The organism is Rufibacter hautae (genome assembly GCF_008271695.1).
In the GTDB taxonomy this organism is placed as follows: domain Bacteria; phylum Bacteroidota; class Bacteroidia; order Cytophagales; family Hymenobacteraceae; genus Nibribacter; species Nibribacter hautae.
In genome coordinates, this window is record NZ_VKKY01000003.1 from 1,480,614 (window position 1) to 1,503,285 (window position 22,672).

Below are 22,672 nucleotides of genomic sequence, written 5' to 3' on the forward strand. Positions count from 1 at the left end.
AGGGCAACCACAAGGGATTGCTCCTACATTTCGGGAATGCCATGATCTGCACGAGTAATTATCTTAAGCCTTAAAACCGAGACGGAAGACGAGCACAGATTTTGGCATGTTAATAAACTTCCCGGTTTTATGAAAAGTATGTTTCAGGCCTAGTTTTCCAAATACGGCACCAAAACTGAAACCTAAAGTTCTTTAAGTAAAAAGCAGGTCCTTGAGAAAAGTCCTGTGAAAGAATGACAAAGATCATATTCTGTCACCAGCTGTATCCCGAAATTTGTAGGGTAATCTGGAACCCATGCAGCCACAATTCAAAGCCCTTTCTTTATCTTATAAGAATGCACCCATCGCCATCCGCGAGATGGTTTCTCTGAACGAGATTGGGTGTAAGAACTTATTGGACAAGGTAAAAGAATTCACTTCTGCGCAGGAAGTGTTGGTACTCTCTACCTGTAACCGTACCGAGGTGTACTACAGCGCTGAAAAAGACTTGTCCAAAGCAATCATCAAACTCATTGCCATAGAAAAAGGCTTTTTAGCTACCAGTACTGTTGCACCTTATTTCCTGACTATTTTGAACCATCAAGAAGCGGTGCGGCATTTGTTTAACGTAGCCATTGGGTTGGAGTCGCAGGTGGTGGGTGATTTCCAGATTCTGAACCAGGTAAAGAGAGCCTACGCCTGGGCCGCCGAGGATCAGGCCGTAGGGCCATTTCTGCATAGATTACTGCACACCATTTTTGCCACGAACAAACGGGTCAGCAATGAAACCGCTTTCAGAGACGGGGCTGCCTCAGTGGCCTACGCCACCGTTGAACTGGTGGAGGAAGTGACAAAAGGGATTGAGAACCCAAGGATATTGATGATTGGGGTAGGGGAGATGGGCAGTACCGTTTGCCTGAACTTTCAGAAAACCAGCCTCAAAAACGTAGTGGTGGTGAACCGTACGCACCAAAAAGCAGCGGATTTGGCCAGAAGAGCCAATGCGCAGGCTGTTTATTGGGAAGACATCCACCAAGAGTTACAGCTGGCAGACGTGGTGATTTCCTCTGTCCCCGGCGACTGCTTCTCCTTGGGCAAAGAAAGTTTCCAGTTCCAGGCTCTTCAAAGCCCTAAGTTCTTCCTGGATCTTTCAATGCCGCGCAGTATTCAAGATGATTTGGCCACACTACCAGGCGTTAGGGTGTACAATGTAGATACCATCAAGAACCGCGCAACTGAAGCCGTTGCCAAAAGACTGGCTTCGGTGCCAGCCGTCCAAAATATCATTTCTGAGGCTATAGCTGAGTTCAATGCTTGGGAAAGGGAAATGGAGCTTTCCCCGGTTATTCAGCAATTCAAAAACAAACTGGAAGAAATTAGGAAGCAAGAAGTGGCTCGTGCGCTGAAGAAAGTAAGTGGCCAGGAAAAGGAACTGCTGGAAAGCGTCACTAAAAACTTCCTAAACAAGATCATGAAATTGCCGGTGATAGAACTGAAAGCAGCGTGCCAACGGGGGGAGTCTGACGCTTTGTTAGACGGACTTGCGATGCTGTTTAAGCTGGAAGATCAAACCGAGTTTGTAGAAGCTTAATCCAGAATCAGAAAAAAATGGTAAACCTGCTTTCCGGTTCCGAGAACATGTTTACTTAAGCTATTGGATTATTTTGAATCCCCTGGCATTGACCACTGCTCTCTATCTTTAATACTGGAATGGCTGAAATGAGGAGCTTGAGGTTAAGAACAACAGCATTTCAAATCCAAATTTAAGGGGCATCTTACCTCACAAAGGCATTCCATACTTTAGATTTTAAAATTATCGAGTTTGAGGATTTGTACGTAAATATGTATGCATTTAAAAATTAAAAGCCAGTAAGTCCTTGTCTTACTGGCTTTTAATTTTTTACTCTGTAGTCCGTAGGGTAGTTGAACTACTGGACAGCTGATTATTCTTAGTTTTTGAACTAGGCTGAGCATAATGATTGGTGCAAAAATGCCAGTCAAAGGTAAGGCCATTCAATCCTTTCTTACCCTTATTTTAGACCTTGCACCAGTAATGGGGTAGTTTATGGGTCTGTGTCAGGCACATTTTAAACTAAGGAAAATACCTAGCAACACAAAACAGACCTCCACGGCCTTAGACAAAACCCTCCACTCGGATAAACTACCGCCACAAGGCTACCAAGCCCCTCATAGGCTTTTCTGCAATGTTAACCGGTTTCAGGCTGAACAAATGGTTTTGTTCAAACTTTTTCGAGCCAGACTTTAGGTTACAAGAAATCCGGTGTTTTTTGAACGGATTTAAATTGAATTTTTCCTTCTTTTGTTTGTTATTTTTCATGTGGCAAAGAGTTTTGAAAAAAAACATTTAGCAAATGGAAAAAAAATGAGCCTCAAGCCTTGTTTTTACCATAAGCTTATTAAGTCATAAAAATTGAATTATTCTAATGTGTAGGGGTGGAGGTGAACTTAGAGATAAGCAAGCTTAATTATTGATTATATATTTCGACATAAATCATTAATTCTGTTTTATATTTTTTAACAATAAAATAAGAGTCAATATGAGGGTGTTAAATCTAATATATACATAGGCTCGATGATGTTATTAATGTCGACGGAAACTGTCCCTGGTGTCAAATGTTGTCATAAAATATTTTTTTAACCTTAGCATGTGATTAAAATAATATATCACATTATAATTTATAATTATGATGTGATATATTATTTATAACTCGAATAAATCATTTTAGGCTATCGGATAAATTGACTTTGTGAATTGTAATTCTCCCATTGATTACCCAGTATAGTGTTTTCTAAATATGCTGTAAGAAGGCTGTGATTGCCTGTATAAGGGGTGTAATGGGTGTATTGGTGTTAAAAAAAAGTCGTTCCTTTGTGGTCATAATTGAACGTTTTACAAACCATTAAACATGAAGAAAGATTATTTAAACCCGCGTGAGTAGAAAGGGTGAAAGAGTGACAACAGGGGACGGTACACAGGTGCTTAGAGCCTGGAGACCGAGCTCGGAAGCAGGCGGAAAATCCGTTCTGTTATCAGAATCAATTGCTGTTGAATTAGGGAATTCAATCGGCTTTTTGATGGATCTACTAAAACCTTTTTTTGAGGAGATGGTCAAAGAAGCCGTCTCCAGCCACTTCCCTGCCAAAGAAACGAAGGAGCCGGAGGACTTTCTGCTCACCGTAAAAGAGGCGGCAACGCTGCTGTACGTGACGGAGACCACGATTCATGCATGGAAGAAGAATGGGATTATTCCCTTTCATCGGAAAGGCCGCCGGGTGTACTTCAAGCGGAGCGAGCTGCTCGCCTCCCTCAAGTCCGTCAACCTGAACTGGCAGAATTAACAAACTATTTCCAACCAAAGGTAGCAGGCCCGCAAGGCGGGTCCTGCCACCGCTTTGCCAAACGACAAACAAAACGAACCATGACAAAACGAATCCATGGGGCGGCCCAAGCCGCACAAGAGGGGGAAAATCCGCCCAAACCGGAGCCGCCGCTCTACTTCAAACTGCCCTGCAGCCTGGATCTGGAGACATTGCTCCCGGGGCGCCGAGGGAGAAAGCTCCGCCTGTATGCCTACCTCTGCCATATCATCTACGAGAGGAGGATATGGGGACGGAAAGAGGAGGGGGATGACCCCTTCGTTCAGTTGGACAGCAGGTTGCTGCAGAGAATGTTGACTACGAAGGAGTGCAGATCGGTCATAGGGGACCTGGTCCGTGCAGGGGTGATAGAGGTTGACGGTAAATTCCGAATAGGAAAAGAGGGTGAGCCGGGGAAGTGCCTGGGCTACCGGTTCACCCCGCGGTACGCAAACCAAGGGCCGAAGCAGGTGGCCATCCACAACAAGCCCCTTAAGAAGAAGGCAATGAGGGGAATAGAAGAGTTTAAGCCTTCTGTTGGGGAGGTGTTGGGTTTCCTCTACCGGCAGCTCGGAAGGATTAGGGTTGACCTGCCGAAGGGCTACGGTTTTGTGCTGTGGCCCGCTAGGAGGGAGACATACCTCAGAATGCTGGTCTGGATCAAGGCCAATCCCAAGGTCTGTTTCACCTACCCGAGGATTCGCCCCGCTTCCCGCCAAGCGGAATGGGGCCAGCGCGCAGCAAGGGGCCGTGCAGATTTGCACGGGGGTGTTGCAGATCTGCATGGGGGGGTGTTGCAGATCTGCACGGGGTGTGCAGGATTGCATGGGGGTGTTGCAGCCGTGCAACAAGCAGGGAAGGTGGTTGCACAGCTGCAACCAGGTAGGGGAAAAGGTGCCTTTGTTCAACGTATGGCTGCATCCTTGCGACACGTGGTTGCACCGGTGCACAACCAGCTGTCCATTTCGCGCGCAGGCACAAAGGGCACCGCCCTCCATTCAGGCGCCTTATTTTCGGTCCTTTCCGCCAAGCACCAACTCCTTTCCTGCCTTCCCCCCAAGGCTCCCTCTTCTTTTTCCTTTCTCTCTCCCCCTTATTCCTATCCCTATCTCCTCCCTCCTCCCTCCTCCCTATGTTATCACTTTTTAGACTTCAACACTTCCGCACGGCTGCTCCGCCTGGACAGGATGCACCAAGCCAGCATAGGGGAGGTCCCGTGGGACTTCAAGGTGGACGGGAAGACGGGGCGCCTGTTCACCAACCTCACCAACCTGAACAAGGAGCTCAGGCCGTTCCTGCGGCTGGACACTGGGCAGAGGATCGTGGGCATCGACATCGGCGAGTGCCAGCCCTTCCTGCTGGGGATGCTCCTCCTGGAGCAGGCCCGGTCCCTGTGGCCGGAGGGGCTGCCCGGGGACGTAAGCCATTTCCTCGATCTGACGGAAAGCAGGAGTTTCTACCGCTTCCTCATGGACCGCTGCGGGATCGCGGAGGGGGAACGGGACGCTTTCAAGAAGACCATCTTCGGGGGGATCTTCTACTGCTCCGACTGGAAGGCCGAGCACCCCGATAACCTGGCAGGCAGGACTTTCATAGAGCACTTCCCAAGCGTGTATACTGCCATCAAGGGGATGAAAGGGAGGGATAGGAGCACCCTGCCGATTCAGTTGATGAGGAAGGAGAGCGAGATCGTCATACACGGGGTGTGCCGGCAGGTGGCCGAGATGGGGGACGAGGGCTTCTTCCTCGCCACGATCCACGACTGCATCCTCACTACGGAAGACAAAGCGGATATAGTGGAGGGACTGCTTGGGGGGATATTCATGAAGAGATACGGCAGGGTGCCATTCCTCAATAGGGAGGAGATCAACTAGGAAATGGAAGCAATAAACAATGAGAGCATTGGTCCCATGCCGACAAATCGCTGCAACGTAGCCTATGGTGCCGGAACCCCAGTGAGAGGTCCCCCATCAGGCAATCGCACGGGGAAGAAGGTGCCTTTCCCCTCCAAGGGATCCATTATGGGTGCTGAGAAAATGAGCTTTCGGCCAAGGTATCCATCAGGGTGCTTCGGAAAGGCCTTGTGAAGTATGGGGGAGAATTTTGTAATAGCCAGTGCTCACCCCGAGGCTGGAAGCAAGGCACAGAGAAATCAATTAAGTAAATTTTTATTAAAATCAAGATGAAAAAGAACCAACATAAAAAGAACCAACATAAATCGAGCAAAGAAAAACAGAGCGTAAATGAAGACAAGGAGTTTCAACGTTTTTTCGAGGAAAAGCTCAAAATGTATGAGGAGGATTTAACTCTTCCGGAGTTTGAGTTTGTGGTGAGCTCTGGACGGAGAATGGCTTATATGGTGCTTCAAATGGTAAGGGATGACAATGAGGCATTGGTGTCGGCTGGCAATGGTAAGGCCTTGCACCCTGACGGTTACCATCTCAATGAGAAATGTGCCGAAGTGATGATCCGCTTGTTGAATGTGTTATATGATGTGGGGGCAAAAGGGCGCCTTGTCAGAGAGCAATCAATAGGCACGCAGGTACCGATGAGCACACAGAGCGAATTGATCACCTCAGACCAGACTGAAAAGTGGGCTGAGCGCCATAATCCCTCAGCCATGCTCAAACGGTATGAGAGATTCGAGAAAATGGAAGATTTCCCGTTCCTGATGGAGATGGGGCAACAGGGAATAAACAGTTCGCTGGAAATGGCTGAACGCGACCTCATAGAAATAATGGACAAAGGCGGTGATCTGCAGTCTGACCCAGTGTACCAGATCACAGTGAAATGGGTCGAGTCGATGCGCCGGGTGAAGGAGATCCTGAAAGGGGCAAGGGAAAGGGGCGCCTCCGGGTTTGTCTTTCAGAGCGACAGTGCCACTGCCTAGGAAGTCCATCCAGTCCAATTACCTAAAAACTGTTAAAAGCTACATCATAAGCTCGCGCCAACGGGACAGTGTTTCCCTTCAATAGAAGGCGCATGTTGCGCCGAATGCATCTATGCCCTTACGCCGGCGCATAGAACAGGAATCGAATCTACTTTAAATTTAATGCAACGATATCTAGAATCCTCTGGGAGGTGCCAGGCAGGTACTCTTGGATTGGGTAGGGCGCCGCCATGCCCTGTCAGTGCGTTTGAAACAGCTGGGCATGTGCAAGGAGGTAGGGCCCAATCTGGGCATTGTCTATTAACAAATCTGGACAATGTAAGGAAAGCAGTGGTAGGTGTTGAATTGCCTGATCCTTCGGCAAAATATAAATGTAATTATCTAGACCTGCTATCGCCATCCTTACTTCTGAGGGACAAATTACCCCTTGCATGTGGACAGGGAATGCTAATCTATATTCGGGATGTTCCAGATAGGAAGGAATGAGGTTGTGTAGGAACAGCCATTATTTTCGCTGCAGCATCTATCAACGATAGTTGTCAATGATAATCCAGAAGATTAAAGCCCTGAAAAATAACCTGAAGTCTACTTTCATTTACAAACAAGAAAGGAAAGTTCAGGAGAGTGATAAAAGTTTAAACCCTACCCAAAAAGCAACCCCAAGGCTACAGGAAGAAAAAGGCGGAAACGAAAACTATTTGTTCATGATGGATTTGCTTTTGGGCTGGCCAGGAGCAAGGGTGAGAAAAACCGTGAATACTTCCTTTCTTTGGGTAAAAAAAGAAAAAAGCGAATATGGTATTTAGTACTCAAATGCTGAATGCATCAAGAGAAAACTTTCACTCGAGGGAACTACAAAGTAGATAAATGTTTAGCACAACGCCGCTCTTTAACCGCTATTATTCAAAAAGTAAGTAAAAGAGAAGCAAATGAAAGTAGATAAGCAAAAATGGCTAAGGTGTCCGAATAATTTCCGAAGCAAAATAAAAAGCCCCTTAATTTTAAATTAAGGGGCTTTTCTGTGGCCACGCCAGGAATCGAACCTGGATCGAGAGCTTCGGAAACTCCAATACTATCCGTTGTACTACGTGGCCCGGAATTGCGATGGCAAATGTAGGAAATGACCACCAAGAAAGAAAGGCCCTTCCGGCGTTTTTTGCCGGATTCAGGAAAAAGGGTTAAAAAAACGGCAGCGTGGCAGAGATGGTCTCTAACATTTTAAGCTTATAACAGTTTACACAAGAAGACCATTTCAATTACCAAAGCTTAAACCTATGAAAAGATTGTATACGGCGGAGGTTACCGCCACCGGTGGCCGCAATGGCCAGGTAAAGTCAACGGATGGAATCATTGACATGCCCGTGCGCGTGCCTGAAGGATTAGGCGGCAAAGGCGGCGCTACAAACCCAGAGCAGCTTTTTGCAGCGGGCTACTCGGCCTGTTTCCAGAGCGCCCTGCAGTTGGTTGCCGGCAAGCAGCACATCAGGTTAGATGAGAAATCTACCGTTACCGCCCACGTAGGGTTAGACCAGTTTGAAGACGGACGCTATGGTTTGGCGGTGCAGCTAGACGTGAAAGTAGATGGCGTGGACAAAGCCAAAGCTGAGGAGCTGGTGAGCCAGGCGCATGAAGTATGCCCGTACTCAGTAGGCACCAAAGGCAACATTGAGGTAAAACTGAACGTGCTGAACTAAGCCCCTTTGTTTTAGGCTTATTCTACCCAAATCACATAAGAAACGGGAGCTACCATCTTGGTTGCTCCCGTTTCGTTTTAAAAAAGGTTGATGGGTTGTACAGAGGCTGTCCATGTGATTTGCCGTTGCAGTTTACCTCTCGGCAAGGTGCTTTGGCACGTTTCACAGCTATCCTTCAGAATCAATCATCTCCATCTGTTACTTACTTCACCTTCGGGTAGAAGTCAGAGATGGAGTGGGTGTAGGTCATGTCGGTGAGGGGTTTGATGCGCTGGAAAACGGTGAGGTTCTTGGCGCCCTGGGGCACCAGCATGAGGCTGCCCGGTACACGGTCATCGGTGAAGCGGTTGTCCAGGCGGGTGTCAAAGTAGAATAGGTAAGGGGCTACCCAGGGGAAATACTCAGCGGCAGTAGTGCCGGAGAAGGAAACCACTTGAAGGTCTGGGGCGCCGGCCGCAAATGCCTGCTGCAATTCCACCGCGTTCAGGGGCGTTCCTTTCAGGGTTGGAATCACATCAAACTGCCCATCTACCATGATCCACTTTTTCTGGTCGCGTAGGTACGCCTCAGCCACCACATGACCAGCCCCGAATTCCACCGTATCAGCGTTCTCCATTTTCAAGGCCAGGGAGCGGGCCGGGATTCCCAAAGAGTTAAGGGCGCCGTTCAGGACCATGCCGTACTCCACGCACCGGAATTTCTTGCCTGTGGCGGCTTCCTCCAGAATAGATAGGGGATCGTTTTTGAGCGGGGTATTGGAGCCATTGTGGTCCCATTGCCGCCGCACCCAATTGCAGACAACTTTTACGCGCTCAAAATCATTCTTCTTGCCCGCAACCACCTTCTCCAACTCGTATCTGGTGCGCATTTGGGTGAGATAGGCGTCTTGCGGGGCACTTCTTACAAAGGTTGGTTTCACTTGGGGTGAGGTAGCAAACTGCAGCATTTTGGCCTCTGGGGTTTGGGCCTGAGCCACGAAGGAACCTGTGAATGAGAGGGAAACCACCAACGCCAATAGCGTGGGAGATTTAAAGGGTTTTTTCATAGTAGCGGTTTAGTAAAATAAGGTTTAGGAGAAGAGCTACAAAGAAGGTCATTGGTTGCACCAAGCCACAAAAAAAGGCCTTTCTGTTTTCAGAAAGGCCTTTTTCTCATATTTAAATCGTTGATTATATGCCATTTCTGGCAAAACAATTATTAAATGTAACTCGCCTTATTTGGGAGGTAAGCACAAAAACTATTGAAAAGGTAAGATTTAAGTCACTTTGATGGACTGCGTGGCTGCCCACTGGCCAATATCCTGTTTGCTCAGCGCGTGGGCCATTAGGTCTGGGAACAGGTCTGGGGTGCAGGCAAATACCGGTATACCAATGGAAGCAAAGAACTCAGCGTTGCGATGATCATAAGAGGGAGCGCCGTCATCGTTGAGGGCTAGCAGGGTGATGACCTGCACGCCGGCTTCTACCAGCCGGGCGGCGGTTTTCTTCATCTCTGCCTGGTTTCCACCCTCATATAAATCTGTGATGAGTACCAGAACGGTATCGGTAGGCCGCGTGATGATCCGCTGACAATAGGTGAGCGCCGCGTGGATGTCGGTGCCGCCGCCTAACTGCACGCCAAACAACAGTTCCACCGGGTCCTGCAATTCATCGGTGAGATCAGCCACGGCAGTGTCAAACACCACCATCTTGGTTTGTACCGCCGGGATAGATGCCATCACGGCACCGAAGATACCAGAATACACCACCGAAGATCCCATGGAGCCGCTTTGGTCAATGCAGAGCACCACATCTTTTAGAGCCCGCCGTTTGCGACCGTACCCAATGCGTACTTCCGGGATGATGGTCTGGTACTGGGGCTGGTAATGCTTCAGGTTTTTCTGGATAGTGGCAGGCCAGTCAATCTCATTATGACGCGGACGCCGGCTCCTAATAGACCTACTAAGGCTTCCCGTGATTGCCTGTTGCGTAGGAGCCGCCAGTTTCTTCAGAAGGTCGTCCACTACTTTTCTGACCACTTGGCGCGCCGTGTCTTTGGTTTTAGCCGGAATTACGCGGCTAAGGCTCATGAGGTTGGCCACCAGGTGCACATCTGGTACCACGGTCTCCAGCATCTCGGGCTCCAGCAGCATGGAGGTCAGGTTAAGCCGTTTCAAGGCGTCCTGCTGTAATACCTGCACCACCGTATTCGGAAAATATTCCCGAATGTCACCGAGCCAGCGGGCTACGTTGGGCGAAGAAGCACCCAAGCCGCCTTTTCTGGGTCCGTTCTGGTACAAGGCTTCCAGCGTTTTGTCAATACCGGTTTCTAACTGGCTCAACGGCATAGGCAATTCTTCTTTGGTTTCGCTGCCTAAAACCAATCGCCAGCGTTTCAGCTTTTCTGCGTCAGTGTGTTCCATTATGCATGCGTAAGGCCCATAAGGCTGTAAAATACCGGCAATACTTTGCGGGCACGTTCTTGGTCTATTTCAAGATCCTGAGAAGAAACCATAGTTACGCTGCCTCCAGTTTTGGCTTTACTGGCCAGTTTGCGTTTTTCTGCCCCGGAATAATCAGCGAAGGTTCTCCTGAGAATGGGGACCAGCTCCTGAAATATCTCGGGGGAAAGGTCTGTTAGCCAATCGTCAATAATGCTCCAGATTCTGTCGTCCAGCAGCAGGGTAGTGGCGCTGTTTTTCAGGAAGCCTTCAATCCAGGAAGAAGCGTAAGTAGGAGCGTTGCCGCGTGACAAAGCGTTGCTGAAAGCCGTTGCCGTAATATCAGCGTCAAACACGCCGGCGCTGTGCAACAACTTGCAACAGGTACCGCTAATCAGTGCATTCACCTGGTGCGTGGTCAAGACCTGTTCCAAAGCTTCGTACCATTCGGCGTGATAGGCTTCTTCTTCCAGCAGCAATACCGCCTGGTCTAGCCGGAGTATCCAGCCGGCAAGCGCTGTTCCGGTGTCTTCATTGATGTTGGAACAGGCAGCCGGGAGCCCGGCGCAGATTCGGGCCATGAGGGAATCCATGATCAACTGTACCGTAGCCGCGTCTGTGTTGCGCACGTTGCCGTAGCGCTTTACCTGTACCAGGGGCAGGAAGGCCTGCATGAGTTCCTGTACGTCTGAAGTATTAGCAGCCAGTACATCTAACTGTTTCATCAAGGCGGCTACTCCCACAGTCAGTTCCGCCGGGATAGCGTGCTCCAGAAGCTCCGTTACCTGGGGTAATTGACTGGCCTGCGCTGACAAATGAGTCAGGTAAGCGTTCGCGGCTTCTTCTACGGTATTTCCCCAAGCGGCTTTCTCCAGCAACTGAATATGAAGTTCTGGTTTCCAGCGTAGTTCCCATTCCTCTTTGAACGTGCCCTTGCCTGATACATCGCGATTCTCGCCCCACGGAATCTCCAGCACCAGCAAGCGATGTAACAAGATGCTTCTGAGCAAGCCAGTTTCATCCCGCAAATCAAGGGCTTGTACTTTGGGCAATTCCTGAGGCTTCAGCCGAAGTCTTTTCTGCCAGGTTTCCAGATCTCGTTGCAAGGGCACTTGGGGTGACTCCGCAGGAATGTTCCCGATGTGGTGCCCTACAATGAGTTCTTTCCAGATGAGCTGCAATTGGATGTCATCGCCCATGCACATGACGGTGCGCACCGCTTCGTTGAATTCCAGCAGCCCCGCTTTGTGCTGTTCCCGAAGGCTTGCTAGGGAATGGGCTAGCCGCAGGGTCTCAATCACGTGGGCGGATGAAATCTCTATCTGGTTTTCCCGAAATACCCGGGCCACATGGATCAGCCACAACGTTCCGTCATCCTCAGGGTGATGCCACAGGTGCTCGTACCAACCCGGGGAGTTGATGCCTGCCCCATAACCACTCTCAAAGGAAAGGCGGCTGTAGGTCCAAGGAATCCAGGTGGTTTCTACTTTGGTTTTGGGTAGTTTGCGCAGCAACTCGTCATCTGCTTTCTGCGAAGGCATTTGCTGCAACGCGGGTACGTGCCAAGCCCCGCACACCACGGCAATCTGGGCGTACATTTCCTTCTGAGCCGTCCTGATGCCTCTTCGCATAAAGGCTTCCCGCAGCGGTTCCAGCTGGTTCTTAAAATCAGGATGAGTTTCGCGTAGCACCTGCATGGCCTCAGCAATGGCCTCAAAGGTAGAAACGGAGTTCTGGCTTAGCTCCACCTGATGCTCCCACCACAGTTCGGCGTCCTCGTACCCGGCTATGTTCGCCAGGTACTGCAGCGGGTTATGGTGGATTTCTTGCTGAATGTCTGCTGTATCCTTTTCCTCTGCTTCCTGCTGAAGGGCAAATTTGTGCGTTAGCGGCAAGTCAATAAACCGAATGGGCAATCTGTGTTCCAAGCCGTACATAATAGCCTGCCATTCCGGGGAAAACTCCGCGAAAGGATAAAAAACGGCGTGCTGCGGAGAATCGGGGCGGTACACTAGCATGGCTACGGGCGGGGCCATCTCCGCGTGCGTTGCCCACCTGACCAATTCTTCTCCTTCCGGAGGACCTTCAATCAGGATAATGTCGGGGCGAAGTTGTTCCAGCGCATGCCGCACGTGCCGCGCCGAACCTGGACCATGATGCCGGATCCCTAAAACATGAACCGCCATAAAGAGAGCGTGTGAAGTGTAATTGTTAAGAAGTTGAAATAAAACTGCTACGGCGCCAAGGTACCTTAAATGCCGAAGCTGGTTTTAGGCCAGTTTTAAAAAAACAGGTCAGAAGCTGGTTGGCAGAGAAGCCCGGCTTACATTATGTCTCGGCAGGAACGGTAAAGGTCTTTCCAGCCTTCGCGCTGTTTCACCACGGCTTCCAGGTACTCCTGCCACACAATCTTATCCTGCACCGGATCTTTTACTACTGCGCCTAAAACCCCGGAAGCCAAATCGTGGGCTTTCAGGCTGCCATCGCCAAAGTGGTGGGAAAGGGAAAGACCGCTGTTCATCACCGAGATGGCCTCGGCGGTGCTGAGGGTTCCGGAAGGGGATTTCAGTTTGGTTTTTCCATCCACAGACACCCCGCTCCTGAGTTCCCTGAAAATGGTGACAATGCGGCGGATTTCCTCGGTGATAGGTTTCTCCACGGGCAACGCCATGTGCTGACTGAAGGATTTCACGCGTTGCTGCACAATTTCCACTTCTTCTTCCATGGAGTCTGGCACGGGCAGAATCACGGTATTGAACCGGCGTTTCAAAGCACTGGAAAGCTCGTTCACCCCTTTGTCACGGTTGTTGGCGGTGGCAATTACGTTAAAACCGGTAATGGCCTGCACCTCTGTGTTCAGTTCAGGAACAGGCAATGATTTCTCTGAGAGGATGGTGATCAAAGAATCCTGCACGTCTGAGCCAATGCGGGTTAACTCCTCTACCCGGGCAATCTTCCCGGTTTTCATGGCGCGCATCATAGGAGTTTCCACCAAGGCTTCGGGCGTTGGACCGGTAGAAAGAAGGCGCGCGTAGTTCCAGCCGTACCTAATGGCTTCCTCTCCGGTGCCGGCCGTGCCTTGCACCAGCAAGGTAGAGTTCCCCGAGATGGCAGCAGCCAGATGTTCCGAAACCCACGACTTGGCGGTGCCGGGCAATCCGTACAAAAGCAAAGCCCGGTCTGTAGTGAGGGTGGCTACGGCAATCTCCATCAGCCTGCGTTTCCCGATGTATTTGGGAGTTACTTGGAAACCATTGGGAAGAGTATCGCCCATCAGGTAAGCGACCACGGCCTGTGGCGAAAGTTGCCAATTGGCTGGTACCTGCTGGCGGTCTTGTTTTTTAAGTTCTTCCAGTTCTTCCGCGAACTGATGTTCCGCGTGTTGGCGTATGACGTTTTGCATATAGTTTAAAGCAAGGCGTTTATTTGTTCTTTGGTGTGCAGCATGCGGGTCATCTCTGTACAGACGTTCCGGAAAAAACGCATCTGGTACTCTTCTGATTCTTGGTTGATGTACTCCTGTAGCACAGGTAACATGTCTGGGTTCATCTGCAAGGCCCACCGGTGATACACCTGCTGCGTGATGGTGTAAGGGTTCTTGACAAAGTGTCGGAGCAGTTGTTGGTTTATTTCTGGTGGAATGATGGTGTACTCCTCTGCCAGTAAGGTCTGCAGGTAAAAGCCAGATTGTCCTTCGGCTAGTTTGGATGCATAAGAAAAGCGTTCGGGCAAAGAGAGGATTGTAAGCAAGTCTATGCCTCTTACTTCTTTACCGGTTAATAAGGCATGCGCCAATTCTGTGTTTTGAAACCGCAAAGCATTTTGAGCCAAAGCCGGAAGGAACAGGTGCTTGCCGGCGTGGTTGCCCCAAAGTTGAACGACCTCTGGAAGAGTAAGCCCGTAGGTTTGCTGCCAGAAGATTGGCGGAACAAATTCCAAGGCCTGAGCAACCCAATAATCAGCATCGTCCACGTTTTTTTGGCTGCTGGTTTTCTCAAACCCGGCGGCAAACAGCTCATCAGGTGGGGTGACATCTGCATTAATAGCGAAGACTTTCTTCTTCGCTAACAGCATTACTCGTTCCTCTTTCAGTTGCACCGCTTCTTTCAGATAGGCTTGTACTAACTGGTTTACCCTGGAGCCAGGCAATTGAAGCAGAAGCTTGTATACTTCCTGTCGTACTTTCTGGCTTTTATCAGAGAGCTGGGTTTCCAGGAACGGTTCATCCGCCAAAGACAGGTTGGGTAGGAGCAAGGCCAGCAGTTCGGCCCGGGCATTGGCGCCTTCTTCGTGTAGGTTGGCTTGCAGGAGCGCCAAGGCTTCCGCCGGAGCATCGGCCCGAAGCTTACGGAAGAAAGCTTTCCGCTGCTCCCAAGTGCCGGTTTCCCAAAGGTTTTCTTCCTCCGGAGTGTGTAGGATTTGCCAGGCTGGGTTCATCTGGGCCAACCATTGCCCGCGGTTTCCGCTCATCTGCAGAAGCACTTCTCTCCGGGCTTTTTTCTCCACCGCCATAGACAGGATTTCCGGCAACAACTCGGGACGTACTATACGCTGTGCCCGTTGGCATCTGAAAAGGAAGTAGTCCAGCAGAAGTTCTTCTTTGTGAAGAATGAATTGCCGCAAGAGCGCATTTGCCTCCGGGGAGAGCATTTCTACCGTTTCTGCGGGTGGGGCGTCATGTTGAAGAGTTAGTTCAGGAAGCTGTTTTCCGGCTTCTTCGGCCAAAAAGTACCCAAAAGAGAGTTTCAGGAAAGCATCTTCTTTGTCTTCGGCGGTAGCGGCAATGGCCTGTGCCATTTCCTGCGCCAAAGGGGGCAGGGCAGCGGGAACGTATTGGTTTGTTCCCAGCATGGCTGATTTTAAAAGGTCTTGCATGATCAGGCCAGGGCGTAAAATTGTTGGGAAATCCAGTAGGCATGTAGGGTGACTCCTTGCGGCTCATACACCAGGAAAGCGGTAAACGGAGCGGAGCCGGTGGTGGCCAAAGTACGCCAGCCGTCTACCTCCGGATTGAGCAGTCGCAAACTAAGGTTCTCTTTGTCTACCAAATACCAGACGCCTTTCTGATGCACTACCCGAACTTGCTCCACTAAAAAGGGGATTTGTTCCATAAACGGTTGGACGGACAGTGCCTCGGCTACCTTCTGCAGGACTACTTTGAAATTGGGTTCTGCTATTGGAACTTCAGACACCCCCATACCATGCTGGTTTTTGAGAAGCGCCCGCAGCGAAAAAACTGCCGAGTAAAAGACCACTTCAGCGGAAATGGCAGAACCTACTACTATTGAAAACTGAGGCATTTGCCCCAAAGGATAGAAGTTCAGCAGCAATGCAAAACGTTGACTTTTCAAACCAAACAGCCAGATGCGCTCCGTGGTAAGCCGGTCTTCTTCTTCCAGTTCGCGGCTTAATACCAGCCAAGTGTCTTGCAAACCCTCCTGCTGAAGCACCTGTTCCTTACCCGTATTCCAGCCAATCAAAGTTCTGATTTCTGTTTGAAGCAAGGGAGAGACGTTTTCGCTGTTTTTGAAAGCCTCGGTGAGCAGGTACAGAGAAGATAACTTCCGGAGAAAGGGTTTCTGCCAGCCTTCCTGGTGAAAGGGAAGTTGAGATAATCTGTTCAAGGAGTTTGCGATAGCAGGTGCCTGGGCATCCACCATCCGGGCCGTAATGGGACGATGGAAGGACTGGGAAACGGAGGGTACTTGATGGATTCCATTCCGCACTAAGTCCTTGAGCCACATGCGGAGCTCTTCCAGGCCGGCGGCTACTTTCTTTTCCCTTTCTTCTGACCGCCTCTCCTGGGCTTTAGTATCAAGCTTTTTAGGAGCTGCCATCGTTTCTTTCTCTTCCTTGGCCTCTGCTTTTCCGGCTCGTTTGGTAAGCCATTCCTGCACATCTGTTGCCACGTCTTGCGTTGCTTCGAACACCGATGGCGTGCGGGCATGCAGGTACAAAAGTCCTAAGCCGTGTTTGCAGGGGAATTTTCGGCTGGGGCAGGAGCACTTGAAGGCCATGTTCTGCAAGTCTACAACTGTACGATACGGGTTCTTGCCGCTGCCCTGGCAATCGCCCCACATGGCTTTTTCATGAATGGCTTTGGTAACCCACTTGCTGTTGGTAGCCAACTGTTGCCCCGCCTTCACGGAAGCCGCGTCTGGGGCCAACTGGGTAATCTGGTCTTCAGTGAGGGGCATGAAAATCTTCTTGGAAGTCGCTGCTTACGAAAGTTTAATTTTAATGGAACGCGTGAGTAAAATAGTAAAATTTCTCTTCCATTTCTAGTGCAGGTTCTATACTTCGTGCCGGTAGTTGGAGGATTAGCCTACTTACCCAGCCGGGTTGTAGGCCAACGCATTGTGTTTCAGACCTGTTTTCCTTTAAATAGCCCTAAAACAAGAAAGCCTTCCTGTTTCCAGAAAGGCTTTCTTGTTTATGATTAAAAGGCTAACTTACACAGTAGCTAACACGTCTTTTACTTTCTGAGCAGCTTCTTTCAAGGCTACGGCAGAGTACACTTTCAGGCCAGACTCGTCAATGATACGAGCGCCTTCCTCGGCGTTGGTTCCTTGCAGACGCACAATAATGGGAACGTTGATGGTTCCGATGTTTTTGTAGGCTTCTACTACACCATTCGCCACGCGGTCGCAACGTACGATACCACCGAAGATGTTGATAAGGATGGCTTTTACGTTAGGGTCTTGCAAGATCAAACGGAAACCAGCTTCTACGGTTTGCGCGTTGGCTCCGCCTCCTACATCCAGGAAGTTAGCCGGCTCACCGCCAGAAAGTTTGATGATGTCCATCGTTGCCATGGCCAGACCAGCACCGTTCACCATGCAGCCAACGTTACCGTCCAGCTTCACATAGTTCAGGTTGCTCTTGCTTGCTTCTACTTCCAATGGATCTTCCTCGGCTAAGTCGCGCAGGTCAGCCAGGTCTTTGTGACGGAACAAAGCGTTATCGTCCAGGTCTACTTTACCGTCAACGGCCAGGATCTTGTTGTCTGAGGTCTTCAACACCGGGTTGATCTCAAACATAGAAGCGTCTGTGTCCAGATAGGCGTTGTACAGGCTGGTCAAGAACTTGGTGAATTCTTTGAACGCCTCGCCTTGCAAACCGAAGGCAAACGCAATTTTGTTGGCCTGGAATGGACGAAGACCAACTGCTGGGTCAATCCACTCTTTGAAGATTTTCTCTGGCGTGTGCTCTGCCACTTCTTCAATGTCCATGCCGCCTTCAGTAGACGCCATGATCACGTTTTGGCCTTTGGCTCTATCTAATAAGATAGAAACATAATATTCTTTCGGCTCAGAGTCGCCGGGATAATAAACATCCTGCGCTACCAGCACCTTATTTACTTTTTTGCCTTCAGGGCCCGTTTGGTGCGTTACCAACTGCATGCCAATGATCTGACCCGCCAGTTCTTTCACCTGCTCCAGGTTTTTAGCCAATTTCACCCCGCCGCCTTTACCACGACCGCCCGCATGAATCTGGGCTTTGATAACGTGCCAGCCAGTGCCGGTTTCTTCGGTTAAACGCTTGGCAGCCGCTACCGCCTCTTCAGGGGTCTCCGCCACGATGCCTTCCTGAATTCTAACGCCGTAGCGTTTCAGAATGTCTTTCGCCTGGTACTCGTGTATATTCATGAGGTTAGGTTGATGTTTTTAGGTGCACGAAAGTAAGGTATACGGGCAACTTTTCAAAGCAAAGGCCGCAGAGCGGGAAGTTCTGAGTTCTGAGTCTTTAGTCCTGAGTCATATCTATTGCTCACGGCCAGTTGTTTTAAGCCTGTTTTACAAAGAATAGGTGTAACGGCGTTCCACCGTAACGCCGTGGGGCTATAAGGCAATTCAGGTTCACCTCCCATATTCTCCCTTTGCAACAGCGACTTTTATAAGGGAACAGTTTATAGGTGAGTGACCGAGGTATATCGGAACTCCCGCCACGGCGTTACGGTGTAACGCCGCTACAGTTAACTTTAAATTGGCTGCTCCGTTTCATGCAAACAAGCGAACGGTTTGCAAATGCCGTCCCTTCCTTATTGTTTTGTAGTTCATGAGTATAGAGAAGCCAGTTTTGTTAGAGGCCCGCGGGCTGTTTAAATCATACGGGAAGCTGCCGGTATTAAAGGGGATCGACCTTACCATCGGCGAGGCCGAAGTCGTGTCTATTGTGGGCGCCTCGGGGGCGGGGAAAAGTACCCTGCTGCATCTTTTGGGCACCTTGGATGCGCCAGATGCCGGCGACGTTTACCTGCACGGACAGAAAATCTCGGGGATGAGCAACAAAGAAGTGGCGCGTTTCCGGAACCGGAACATCGGTTTCATCTTCCAGTTCCATAACCTGCTGCCTGAGTTCTCGGCGATGGAAAACGTCTGCCTGCCTGGTTTCCTGGCCGACCGTCCGGAGAAAGAGGTGGAGACCCGCGCCAAAGAACTCCTGGAGATGCTGGGCCTGGGCCACCGCCTGGACCACAAACCTTCTGAGATGAGCGGTGGAGAGCAGCAGCGAACCGCGGTTGCCAGGGCCCTGATCAACTCGCCCAAACTTATCTTCGCCGATGAACCCAGCGGGAACCTTGATTCCAAAAATGCGGAGGAACTGCACCAGATCTTCTTCAAACTGCGCCAGGACCTGGGCCAAACCTTCGTGCTGGTGACCCACAACCCCATCCTAGCCGACATGGCCGACCGGAAACTCACCATGAAAGACGGTTTCCTCCTCCAACCCGAAGAAGCACTTTAATAAAAACATTCCATATCCTATTAAAGCCGTTTGGAACCTGTTTTTAAGAAACAGGCCCCAAACGGCTTTTTTCATTTTCTAAAACTTAAGACTCAGGACTCAGAACTTTCATTATCAGCTCACCTGTCTCAACTTCATCACCACTCCCATAGAAACCAAGGTGAAGACGGTGGCGATGATGCCCACCGTGCCGAAGTGCAGCAGTTCCTGGGATCCCGGTTCGTTGGAGATCACCAGTCCTGCCAGGAATGCCGCCAAGCCGGAGGCCAATTGCTGCACCGATGAGTTTACACTCATGAAAGAGCCGCGCAGCCGGGGTTCAATACTGGAGGTGATCAAAGACATGGCAGGCACAAACCGCGCCCCGAAGAAAATAAAGAAGAACGTGGTCACCACAAAGGCTTGCCAATGCGGCACTTGGGGCAAATGCGTGACCACCAGAATAGGTATAATAGAAAGTACGGCAGCAATCATGAAGACTTTCTTCTTCCCGTATTTATCAGACAAACGGCCCGCCAGTTGCGAGGTCACCACCGTTGCCAATCCCCCGAAAAGGTAGATGTAGCTCAACTCCACCTCCTCAAAGCCCACATTGGCTACCATGTACGGGCTCAGGAACGGCACCACCGTAAAACCAGCCAAAGACAGCGTCACCATCAGGCCGAAAGCCCAGAGGCAATTAGCCCGGCTGAAAATGGTGATCAGGACCTTCGCCGGATGCTCCGGAACATGGTGGAGCAGGTGTTGCCGCATAGGTGGGAGCATGCGCCAGGTAAGGAACAGCACTATTAAACTCAGGCCTGTGAGCAGGTAGAACGGCGCGTGCCAACTGGCATGGCTGGCCAGGTAAAGCCCCAAGGGAATACCGCCAATGGAAGCCACCGAGAAGGCCGCCATCACCTTGCCCGTGGCCGCCCCCCGACGTTCCTCGGGAACAGAATCCCCGATGATGGCCAGCACCAAAGCGCCCAACACGCCGCCAAAAGCCCCTGCCAGGATTCGGGCGATCAGCAGGAACGTGAAGGTAGGTGCCAAGGCGCAGGCAAAGGTGCCTAAGGTAAAGCCCAGGTACAAACCCAGCAAGGCGTTCTTCCGGTCAAACCGGTCTATAAAGAAAGCACTCAATAGCCCTGAGATGGCAGCGCTGAACGTATACGCCGAAACCAGGAACCCAAACTCCCGCGGATTGATCTGGAAAACGCGCATAAGCTGCGGCCCCAGCGGCATCATGATCACAAAGTCCATGATGTGCGTAAACTGGATGGCCGCCAGAATGAACAAGAGCCATTTCTCGCTCAGGGCAGGGTCGGTGGTTTGGGAAGTGACAGGAGATGATGCCATAGGTTGCTTGGGCGATTGCCCGGGTTTGAAAAAGACTTTACGCCTTGAAACTACGGATGTTTACCCAAATTCAACTTTAGCGCAAATCGTTTAACCAGTATAAGGTACAGCAGAAAGATACGTATGGCAAAACGCATCAGGAAAAAGGAAGAGAGCGCCGATCCGGTTTGCGCCCTCTGCGAACGGGAGGTAGGCTTTACCATCCTGCACCATCTCATTCCGCGGGAGGAGGGTGGCCGCCACGGTCCCACGGCGCCTTTGTGCCAGCCTTGCCACAGTACCGTCCACCTCACCTATAATAATAAGGAATTGGCTGTGCTCTATAACTCCATCCCGGCGCTGCGTGCCTCAGAGGGGCTGCAGAAATACCTTAGATGGGTGCGCACCAAACGCCTGGATAAAATCACCAACCGCCGCGGGAAAAGGAAATAAATCATAGGTTTGCGTTTAGGGGCCGTTTTAGCCAAACCGGCCCCTAAACGTACAGCAACAATCATCCGGTAAAATCATCTTTCCCGCAAAGGCCCAGCCAGCACTGCTCATGAACGCTTACTCGTACCTTCCTTTTCCTCAGGTGAAGTCCCAGCCCGCGGTGGTGGTGGACAGTTTCCATCCCAACGGGTTGGTTTTGTCGCATTGGCGCGAGGCCCCCACGCCACCGGAACTGCGGGAAGACACCAGCGCCGGAATGGTGCTCCAGGCCCTCAAGCAAAACTACCCGGCCCTGCAGCAGTACCGTTACGTAACCGCCAACCATTTCGACATTGATGCCCTGGTGGGGATATGGGCGCTGATGCATCCGGAACTAGCCCTGGCCCACGAGGAAACCTTGCGGCAGATGGCCCTTATCGGTGATTTCAGGGAGTTGGATTTAGCGGCTCCTTTTGCCGAAGATGCCCTGAAACTGGTTTGCTGGATAAATGCCGAGGAAAAGGCCCGCTTCTACCCGCCCTTCGGGGCGGAGGATCTGGAGGAAAACGAGGTGGTAGCATCTATCCCTAAATTTCACTATTTTCTGGAGACCTTTAGAGATGTATTGCTTAATCCTGCACTATTTCAACAGGTTTGGGAGCCGGAGTTCAACAGGATAATGGACGATTACGCCAAGGTGTATAGCTCAGCGTCTAGAATAATCCAAAACCAAGCCTTGGGATTGGTGGTGGTGCAGACCTTGGCGCCACTTCATTACTATGCTTTGTTCAGTCCCACTGCCGGGTATGACATTGTAATCTCCTGCTACCCAGAGAACCGCTATGAGGTAGAATGTAAGTATACCACCTGGGTGGATCTGGAGAGCCGACCCACGCTGCCCCGGCCCGGTTTGCGTCCTCTGGCTAGAGCCTTGAACGAGGTAGAGACGTCTGGTCTAACCTGGGTGTCCGACGGGGTAACCGATACCGGTCCTCTTCTTCGGCTACAAGGCCAAAAGCTCAGCAAAGCCCAGCGGTACGGCCATCCGTATGAGCGCGAATTCTATTCCTCTACCATTGAACAGGATGCATTTCTGCAGACTGTAACTAATTATTTGGATAGTGCATTTTTAAATACAATAACCAAAAAACGGTGGACTTGGGCCGAGGTGAAGGAGTGGAACGCAAGAAATAATAAAATTTGATGTTTTATTTTGTGAAAAGCGAAACACTTTTTAACTTTATAAAAAGAAAATTATCTAATATTTCATTTGCCTCTCTCCGGTATCCCCCGTCCAGGTAGTGGTGCATCTGCAGGAATGTTTGACGCTGCTATGGTAAAAATTGCCCACACTCCGTTCTACCAAATCAAAGTAGACCAGGAAAAGAATAGAATTATATTAAATATTAAGGGGTGCTGGAACACCCCAGAGGAAGTGCCTTTCTATACCATTCACCTCAAAGAAGCGCTTGCTTTGGTGAAACCCGGCTTCTCTATCCTGACAGACCTAAGGAAGTTGGATGAGTACTCGCCGGTGGTGCGCCTCATGCATATTGAAGCCCAAAAACTGACGGTGGCCGCCGGTATTTACCAGTTGGCCGAGGTGCACGACCTAAAGAAACCCGTGAACCTACTGTCGGTTGGCATGGCTGAGGAAAGCAAAATCCCGCTCAATATCTTTGACTCCATGCAGGACGCGCAAGCCTGGCTGGAGGAGTTGAAACCCAGGTAGGCAATCTCTTAGGGTCAGGAAAGTATAACCAAAACCCTATATTCACGTTTTGTAAGGGAAGAAGCGTGGGCAAAACCGCG

Annotated in this window: 18 protein-coding genes and 1 tRNA gene; 10 read left to right on the forward strand and 9 right to left on the reverse strand. The window is 50.4% G+C overall.

All coding sequences use genetic code 11. The features are described from left to right. Positions 1-295 precede the first annotated feature (295 nt). The 5 genes from hemA (at position 296) to FOA19_RS22525 (ending at position 7,053) form a co-directional block, all read left to right on the forward strand. Positions 296-1,570: a glutamyl-tRNA reductase gene (gene hemA, locus FOA19_RS22505; RefSeq protein ID WP_149093079.1), complete on the forward strand. Its 1,275-nt coding sequence runs from the start codon at positions 296-298 to the stop codon at positions 1,568-1,570. Between the two features lie 1,505 nt (positions 1,571-3,075). After that, positions 3,076-3,339 (forward strand): helix-turn-helix domain-containing protein, encoded by a 264-nt coding sequence (locus tag FOA19_RS22510; protein WP_149093080.1) that lies wholly within the window; start codon positions 3,076-3,078, stop codon positions 3,337-3,339. A gap of 80 nt (positions 3,340-3,419) precedes the next feature. Further along, positions 3,420-5,231 carry a hypothetical protein gene (locus FOA19_RS22515; RefSeq protein WP_149093081.1) on the forward strand — a complete coding sequence of 604 codons (1,812 nt, stop codon included), beginning with the start codon at positions 3,420-3,422 and terminating at the stop codon, positions 5,229-5,231. Positions 5,232-5,539: 308 nt separating this feature from the next. Continuing rightward, positions 5,540-6,247 carry a hypothetical protein gene (locus FOA19_RS22520; protein WP_149093082.1) on the forward strand — a complete coding sequence of 236 codons (708 nt, stop codon included), beginning with the start codon at positions 5,540-5,542 and terminating at the stop codon, positions 6,245-6,247. Positions 6,248-6,789: 542 nt separating this feature from the next. Next, positions 6,790-7,053 carry a hypothetical protein gene (locus tag FOA19_RS22525; RefSeq protein ID WP_149093083.1) on the forward strand — a complete coding sequence of 88 codons (264 nt, stop codon included), beginning with the start codon at positions 6,790-6,792 and terminating at the stop codon, positions 7,051-7,053. A gap of 216 nt (positions 7,054-7,269) precedes the next feature. Here the strand turns inward: FOA19_RS22525 and FOA19_RS22530 are convergent. Beyond that, positions 7,270-7,341 (reverse strand) — tRNA-Arg (locus FOA19_RS22530). A gap of 180 nt (positions 7,342-7,521) precedes the next feature. Between FOA19_RS22530 and FOA19_RS22535 the strand changes: the two genes are divergently transcribed. Beyond that, positions 7,522-7,941 carry an organic hydroperoxide resistance protein gene (locus FOA19_RS22535; protein ID WP_149093084.1) on the forward strand — a complete coding sequence of 140 codons (420 nt, stop codon included), beginning with the start codon at positions 7,522-7,524 and terminating at the stop codon, positions 7,939-7,941. 202 nt (positions 7,942-8,143) lie between these two features. On the opposite strand, the gene FOA19_RS22540 is transcribed toward FOA19_RS22535, so the two are convergent. From FOA19_RS22540 to sucC, 7 genes are all read right to left on the reverse strand, one after another. After that, positions 8,144-8,986, reverse strand: coding sequence for a transglutaminase-like domain-containing protein (locus FOA19_RS22540; protein ID WP_149093085.1), 843 nt, complete (start codon positions 8,984-8,986; stop codon positions 8,144-8,146). Positions 8,987-9,196: 210 nt separating this feature from the next. Next, entirely contained in the window at positions 9,197-10,342 is a 1,146-nt protein-coding gene (locus tag FOA19_RS22545; protein ID WP_149093086.1) for a VWA domain-containing protein, read from the reverse strand. Continuing rightward, positions 10,342-12,546, reverse strand: a complete 2,205-nt coding sequence (locus tag FOA19_RS22550; protein WP_149093087.1) for a DUF5682 family protein — start codon at positions 12,544-12,546, stop codon at positions 10,342-10,344. The genes FOA19_RS22545 and FOA19_RS22550 overlap by 1 nt, the downstream gene beginning before the upstream one ends. A gap of 137 nt (positions 12,547-12,683) precedes the next feature. Further along, on the reverse strand, positions 12,684-13,763 hold the full coding sequence (locus FOA19_RS22555; protein ID WP_149093088.1) for an ATP-binding protein: 1,080 nt from the start codon (positions 13,761-13,763) through the stop codon (positions 12,684-12,686). Positions 13,764-13,768: 5 nt separating this feature from the next. Beyond that, positions 13,769-15,235: a DUF5691 domain-containing protein gene (locus tag FOA19_RS22560; protein WP_149093089.1), complete on the reverse strand. Its 1,467-nt coding sequence runs from the start codon at positions 15,233-15,235 to the stop codon at positions 13,769-13,771. Between the two features lie 2 nt (positions 15,236-15,237). After that, entirely contained in the window at positions 15,238-16,557 is a 1,320-nt protein-coding gene (locus FOA19_RS22565) for an SWIM zinc finger family protein (protein WP_149093090.1), read from the reverse strand. Positions 16,558-16,812: 255 nt separating this feature from the next. Continuing rightward, on the reverse strand, positions 16,813-18,009 hold the full coding sequence (gene sucC, locus FOA19_RS22570) for an ADP-forming succinate--CoA ligase subunit beta (RefSeq protein ID WP_149093091.1): 1,197 nt from the start codon (positions 18,007-18,009) through the stop codon (positions 16,813-16,815). 409 nt (positions 18,010-18,418) lie between these two features. Here sucC and FOA19_RS22575 point away from each other — a divergent pair, with 409 nt between their 5' ends. Then, a complete protein-coding gene (locus FOA19_RS22575; RefSeq protein WP_149093092.1) occupies positions 18,419-19,108 on the forward strand; it encodes an ABC transporter ATP-binding protein in 690 nt (229 codons plus the stop codon). Between the two features lie 114 nt (positions 19,109-19,222). Here FOA19_RS22575 and FOA19_RS22580 read toward each other — a convergent pair whose 3' ends face one another. Then, a complete protein-coding gene (locus FOA19_RS22580) occupies positions 19,223-20,449 on the reverse strand; it encodes an MFS transporter (protein WP_149093093.1) in 1,227 nt (408 codons plus the stop codon). Positions 20,450-20,572: 123 nt separating this feature from the next. Here FOA19_RS22580 and FOA19_RS22585 point away from each other — a divergent pair, with 123 nt between their 5' ends. The 3 genes from FOA19_RS22585 (at position 20,573) to FOA19_RS22595 (ending at position 22,592) form a co-directional block, all read left to right on the forward strand. Then, the gene (locus FOA19_RS22585) at positions 20,573-20,881 is read left to right on the forward strand and encodes an HNH endonuclease (protein ID WP_223809022.1); all 309 of its coding nucleotides are present in this window, start codon (positions 20,573-20,575) and stop codon (positions 20,879-20,881) included. A 109-nt stretch (positions 20,882-20,990) separates the two neighbouring features. Continuing rightward, on the forward strand, positions 20,991-22,064 hold the full coding sequence (locus FOA19_RS22590; RefSeq protein ID WP_149093094.1) for a DUF6687 family protein: 1,074 nt from the start codon (positions 20,991-20,993) through the stop codon (positions 22,062-22,064). A gap of 129 nt (positions 22,065-22,193) precedes the next feature. Then, positions 22,194-22,592: a hypothetical protein gene (locus tag FOA19_RS22595; RefSeq protein WP_190300519.1), complete on the forward strand. Its 399-nt coding sequence runs from the start codon at positions 22,194-22,196 to the stop codon at positions 22,590-22,592. The last annotated feature ends 80 nt before the right edge of the window (positions 22,593-22,672 follow it).